Origin of the sequence: Mesorhizobium qingshengii (genome assembly GCF_900103325.1) — a bacterium.
GTDB lineage: Bacteria > Pseudomonadota > Alphaproteobacteria > Rhizobiales > Rhizobiaceae > Mesorhizobium > Mesorhizobium qingshengii.
In genome coordinates, this window is the sequence record NZ_FMXM01000066.1 from 1 (window position 1) to 4,493 (window position 4,493).

The following is a 4,493-nucleotide window of genomic DNA, read 5'->3' on the forward strand; positions in this document are numbered from 1 at the left end:
CTGGCAGGGGCCAGCTCAACCCGATTGCCGCTGCGCGCCGCAGATTATCCTGCACCGTACTGCGTGCTATTCCCAGCACGACCGCAATCTCGCGGGAGCTGGTCCCGCTTCCGGCAAGCCGAAGCATTTGTCTCAACTGTCTCATGGTCAGCCTTCTCTTTGCCGGCATCAAAATGTCCTCGTTCATCGCGAGGTAATTGATGCCAAAGTTGCTGACCCAGGAGGTAATCTTCAGTGCCGAAAACCGGCCGGTCTTTGGTTGGAATGGTGGCCGGCTTCATACCGGAATGGTGGCCGGTGTTTGATCGGAATGGCGGCCGGCTTCACGTCGGAATCCGCACCCAGAAGCATGGCTACAGGTCAGATGACACCTTGTGCCTCTATCGTCCTTGACCCGATGAGGTTGAGAGCCCGTCGACTGGCTGCTGCGCTTCATCGCCACGCACGCGCAGAGCCCGCCACCGCGCACCGATACCAGTGAGGCCTTGTTTGCCTTCTCCCCTTGCTACCGCGTTGCCCGGCGAACGGCCCGGCGGATGACTTCCCTCGAATCGGGATCGGGGTGCTCGCCACCGCCTTTCCATTCATCAGAAACCAGCCATTCTTCAAAGTAGAATAGCCACGTCGCAATCCACGGCACGAAGGTCTGGTCCAGGCGCATCGAACCGACCCACTCATGCGCTTTGGGCAGGTGCAGGCAGAGTCGGAGTGGATCACGATAGACGTGCGGCAATTTCCTCTCGCCAGCAAGAAGCTGAATGTCCGGTTCCAGCACGACAGCCTTCACTGATCCGCCTCGCTCATAGCTCAGACGGACGCGACATTCCCGACTCAAGGGCGTGGGACGAACATGATATTCCCAGGTCAATCCTTTTGCATTCAACGCACCGTCGCCCGCACAAATCGGGTTCGCCCGCAGGAACAAGAATTGCTGTGCGGGCGTGAGATCAGGACGGGTTGCCCAGCTCATTAATCACCGAAGTACGTGTTCTTCGGCACAGCGGTCGCCGCGGCGCTGTTGGTCAACGTAAGACCGACCATCGGCGCAACAAAAAGCTTTTGCGCCGCACGCGCGCCTGAAATCTGTTCCGTGCGGGCATCCATGACGCGCGCAACGACGGTCTTGCCGTAGGAATCGCCGAGTTTCTTGGTGATACGATCGAGGCCTTCAAGTTCAGCGAGGTTCTCGAAGTCGGCGAGCGCCTTGGCGTGCCACGCATAAAAAGCCGTGGCTCGCGCAGGCTCCTTGTTCCAGCGCTCGGCAAAATTCTCACCGATGGTCGTTTCGTTGGCAACAACATACATCCGCTGGCCGTTAACAAACGGCCGATCGATGAAGTGAGGCATCATCCGGATCGTGGCGATGACGACATCAAGTTCGGAGTCAAAGGTGAACGTGTTCACGCAACACTCATAGGCTTGCGCTGCCAGCGTCGTAATGACGATGGAGATTGGTGCGATGTCGGCCTCAATGTCGAAGAAATAAATATCGCGGTGACGCTTCAGCAGTTGAACGGTACGGCGCAAAATGCCCTTGACCCTCATCTGAACGGGGAAGGGCTCGATATTTGCCTGCCGGTCAGATGCGATGGCCTTTTGAACCTTGAGGCGGGGCCGCATCAAGGCGCGCTTCTCGAACAGTGCCCGATATCCCTTTGGGTTGGTGGGCTTGAATTCGCTCAGGCTCTTATCCGGTACCAACTCGCCGCCATTGTTGCAGCTAGGGTTCACAATTGTCGGTGAAACATCCAAGTGGAATTCGCGCGCGTAGTTCAGACGCCAGCACCGCTTTTTCTCCTCAAGCATAGCGGCATAGCGTGCATTTTCGCGAAGCCGGTCGCCAACGATCTTCTTCAGCTCAGCTGGCGGGCGCACCGAAGCAAATCGGAAAACAAGGCAGATAACATCAACATCAAAATCCTCGCGGCCGAGTGGCTTCACTGAGGTGCCAAGCCCCGCCGATCCATGCGGGTAAACATCGATGTGCTGCAAAACAGGATTGTCCGACGAGGACAACCAATCTGCGACCGCCTCATAGCTCGCCTTGGCGGCCTGCATTTGCGCAGTGGTCAGTTCGAGATCCTGACAGATCTCGTCCAATATCGAATAGATCTCGGATTTGCGCAGCAAGACATTTTGCGGCACGAGGCTTCTGGCAAGCTCGTTCATTTCATCACCTCGCTCAGTTGGTAGCATGGCACAAACGGCTCTGCCGGTTCCGTCAGAAACACGGGTTCTATGCGCGCCCGGTCGCGGCGAGCCGCTGCCGCGCCCATCCCCTTCAACTGAGTAATTTTGCGGGTGTCATCGAGCTTGAAGAACTTTTTTGGCACATCCGGGCAGAATCGAAACAGCGCCTCGCGCTCATATTCGTGACCCGTGAGCAACTTAGCCATCCCCATGGCACTGCGCGATTGACCGTCCATAAATAAACGGATGACATCAGAACCAAGGACGCCCCAGCCGGGCGCCTCTCCGATCATGTAAACTTCATTCACACAGCCAAGGCTGAGCACCCGCAGGCTGGTCGAAGGCCAACCCAGCAAGGTGATGGCTTCAACGACTGCCATTGCGATCGGGTTGTTGCACCACGTGCCGCCGTCAAGCAGGCCGACATCGTCTGCAGTACGATGCCGCTTGAAATAGGTGGGGGCCGCCGCCGTGGCCATCGCCGCATCAAGAGCAGACTTCTTATAGTCCGTCTTCAATCGGCGATGATGTGCCGTCTTGTAGATATAGACACTGCGCAGGTCGGCATCCCATGCCGGGACCAAGAGCCGCGTCTTGGCATCGCCAATGCGCTTGCCCTCAAGCACAGCGTCTAGCTCGGCGCGCAGCAATTCCGCGTCATGCTTTGGCGCGGCGACGTGGCGAACCTCTCTCAACAGGTCACCGATGCGGGTCCAGATGGAGCCGCCGGCCTGCCCGAAGATATGAGGGCCGCGATGAACGTAGAGATCGAGGAGCCGCTTGGCGGGCAACCCCAACGCAAGACCGATTGCCAGAATGCCACCGGTCGAAGTGCCGGCAATGAGATCAAAATACTCGCCGATTGGTCGGCCGATATCTTCTTCCAGCGTAGCCAGGAACGAAGCTGGTTGAGTCCCCATGATACCGCCGCCGTCGATACACAATATCCGGCGGATCGGCTCCGAGGTTTTCTCATCCAGCGTGGGCATTGTCATCCCTTCGGCGGATACGGGTCATTCCCGTATGAATTACGATCGCGAATTTCACCGTTGGGGCGATGGATCACGACTTCGCTTTTCTGGTTGATTGCGATCTCACGCGCTGCGCGTTCGGCATCCGCCTGGGTGCCGTGCGTGGATGTTACCCTTTGGTTCCCGGCTCCCCGGACAGCCCATGCATTGTCATGGGGGACGACGTGCTGATTTTTACCAGCCATGCTACTCTCCTTCTTTCCTTGACCTGATTCGCAAATGGTAATACGATTCTGTACGCTCTGTCATAGGCCGAGCCCAAAAAAAGTCCCTTTAGGGGCTGACGATCTAGATAAGGAAGTCTATACGATCTGTCATGACTGAGTCAAGCATCCCATCCACCTTCGCCGCACGCCTGCGTGACATCCGTGAGAAAAGACAACTGAGCCAATCCGAGCTTGCCCGTGAGGCCGGGATGCAGCCTTCGGCCATAGCCCACTTCGAGGCGGGCAGGCGCAAGCCATCTTTCGATAATGTTCGCGCACTCGCAAAGGCCCTGAAGGTCACCGCTGACTATCTGCTCGGCACCAAGACGACCACAACGGCCTTCCGCGACGAAGAAAAGTTGTCCGCAAAGGACCGCAATTTTATCCAGAACATCATCGACACGATGATCGGCGACAAGAAGTAGGATCCGCCCTTGGCAGGCTTCCGGATAAAGATGGCAACACAACTCGGCGAAAAAATCGCCGCAGAGTTCGGATTTCATCAGTTTCCGGTCGATCCGTTCGACATCGCACAGCAAAGAGAAATTGCGGTGCAGGCCAAGCCTGCCGACGTGAAAGGCGTATCGGGCGCGATTATTTTTGCGAACGACAAGGTGACCATCATTTACTCGAATGAGTATGAGAACGCCGGTTTCGAACATTTCTCCCTCGGCCATGAACGGATGTGTTGCAAAGTTTTTGGTAACGAGGCGCATGGCATTTGGCTCCGGTGTTCCCCGGAGAGTTGAGATGTTCAAAGGCCGCCATTTCGACCAATCTGTGATCTTGCTTTGCGTTCGCTGGTATCTGGCCTACGGACTGAGCCTACGCGATCTTCGGGAAATGATGGCGGAGCGTGGCATTTGTGTCGATCATTCAACGATCCATCGCTGGGTCGTTCATTTCGCGCCGCTGCTGATGGAACGCTTCAACCGGCGCAAGCGCGCCGTGACCGGCAAATGGCATGCGGACGAGACCTACATCAAGGTGCGCGGGCGATGGACGTACCTCTATCGCGCCATCGACAGCGTCGGCGACGCCGTCGAGTTCTGGTTCAGTGAATACC

7 protein-coding genes and 1 pseudogene are annotated in these 4,493 nt (G+C 57.1%); 3 read left to right on the forward strand and 5 right to left on the reverse strand.

Features of this window, described 5'->3' with window-relative positions; all coding sequences use genetic code 11:
- From BLS48_RS36025 to BLS48_RS34065, 5 genes and pseudogenes are all read right to left on the reverse strand, one after another.
- A pseudogene (locus BLS48_RS36025) lies at positions 1 to 187 on the reverse strand (IS21 family transposase); the annotation flags it as partial.
- A gap of 318 nt (positions 188 to 505) precedes the next feature.
- Positions 506 to 970, reverse strand: a complete 465-nt coding sequence (locus tag BLS48_RS34050; protein ID WP_084791879.1) for a type II CBASS E2 protein — start codon at positions 968 to 970, stop codon at positions 506 to 508.
- Positions 970 to 2,169: a nucleotidyltransferase domain-containing protein gene (locus BLS48_RS34055; RefSeq protein WP_038655345.1), complete on the reverse strand. Its 1,200-nt coding sequence runs from the start codon at positions 2,167 to 2,169 to the stop codon at positions 970 to 972. Before BLS48_RS34055 ends, BLS48_RS34050 begins: the two co-directional genes overlap by 1 nt.
- Positions 2,166 to 3,179, reverse strand: a complete 1,014-nt coding sequence (locus BLS48_RS34060) for a CBASS cGAMP-activated phospholipase (RefSeq protein WP_091586638.1) — start codon at positions 3,177 to 3,179, stop codon at positions 2,166 to 2,168. The genes BLS48_RS34055 and BLS48_RS34060 overlap by 4 nt, the downstream gene beginning before the upstream one ends.
- Before the next feature lie 2 nt (positions 3,180 to 3,181).
- Complete coding sequence (locus BLS48_RS34065) at positions 3,182 to 3,406, reverse strand: DUF2188 domain-containing protein (RefSeq protein WP_084791880.1); 225 nt, start codon at positions 3,404 to 3,406, stop codon at positions 3,182 to 3,184.
- Between the two features lie 131 nt (positions 3,407 to 3,537).
- On the opposite strand from BLS48_RS34065, the gene BLS48_RS34070 reads away from it, so the two are divergent.
- The 3 genes from BLS48_RS34070 to BLS48_RS34080 form a co-directional block, all read left to right on the forward strand.
- Positions 3,538 to 3,852 (forward strand): helix-turn-helix domain-containing protein, encoded by a 315-nt coding sequence (locus tag BLS48_RS34070; protein WP_038655354.1) that lies wholly within the window; start codon positions 3,538 to 3,540, stop codon positions 3,850 to 3,852.
- A 30-nt stretch (positions 3,853 to 3,882) separates the two neighbouring features.
- Positions 3,883 to 4,176 (forward strand): hypothetical protein, encoded by a 294-nt coding sequence (locus BLS48_RS34075; RefSeq protein WP_167365352.1) that lies wholly within the window; start codon positions 3,883 to 3,885, stop codon positions 4,174 to 4,176.
- Position 4,177: 1 nt separating this feature from the next.
- A partial coding sequence (locus BLS48_RS34080) for an IS6 family transposase (protein ID WP_143019594.1) occupies positions 4,178 to 4,493 on the forward strand: 316 nt, incomplete at its 3' end.

Excerpts from the sequence above, each read along its gene's own strand:
- BLS48_RS34050 (WP_084791879.1), bottom strand. The coding sequence starts at position 970 with ATGAGCTGGGCAACCCGTCCTGATCTCACGCCCGCACAGCAATTCTTG.
- BLS48_RS34055 (WP_038655345.1), bottom strand. The coding sequence starts at position 2,169 with ATGAACGAGCTTGCCAGAAGCCTCGTGCCGCAAAATGTCTTGCTGCGC.
- BLS48_RS34060 (WP_091586638.1), bottom strand. The coding sequence starts at position 3,179 with ATGCCCACGCTGGATGAGAAAACCTCGGAGCCGATCCGCCGGATATTG.
- BLS48_RS34065 (WP_084791880.1), bottom strand. The coding sequence starts at position 3,406 with ATGGCTGGTAAAAATCAGCACGTCGTCCCCCATGACAATGCATGGGCT.
- BLS48_RS34070 (WP_038655354.1), top strand. The coding sequence starts at position 3,538 with ATGACTGAGTCAAGCATCCCATCCACCTTCGCCGCACGCCTGCGTGAC.
- BLS48_RS34075 (WP_167365352.1), top strand. The coding sequence starts at position 3,883 with ATGGCAACACAACTCGGCGAAAAAATCGCCGCAGAGTTCGGATTTCAT.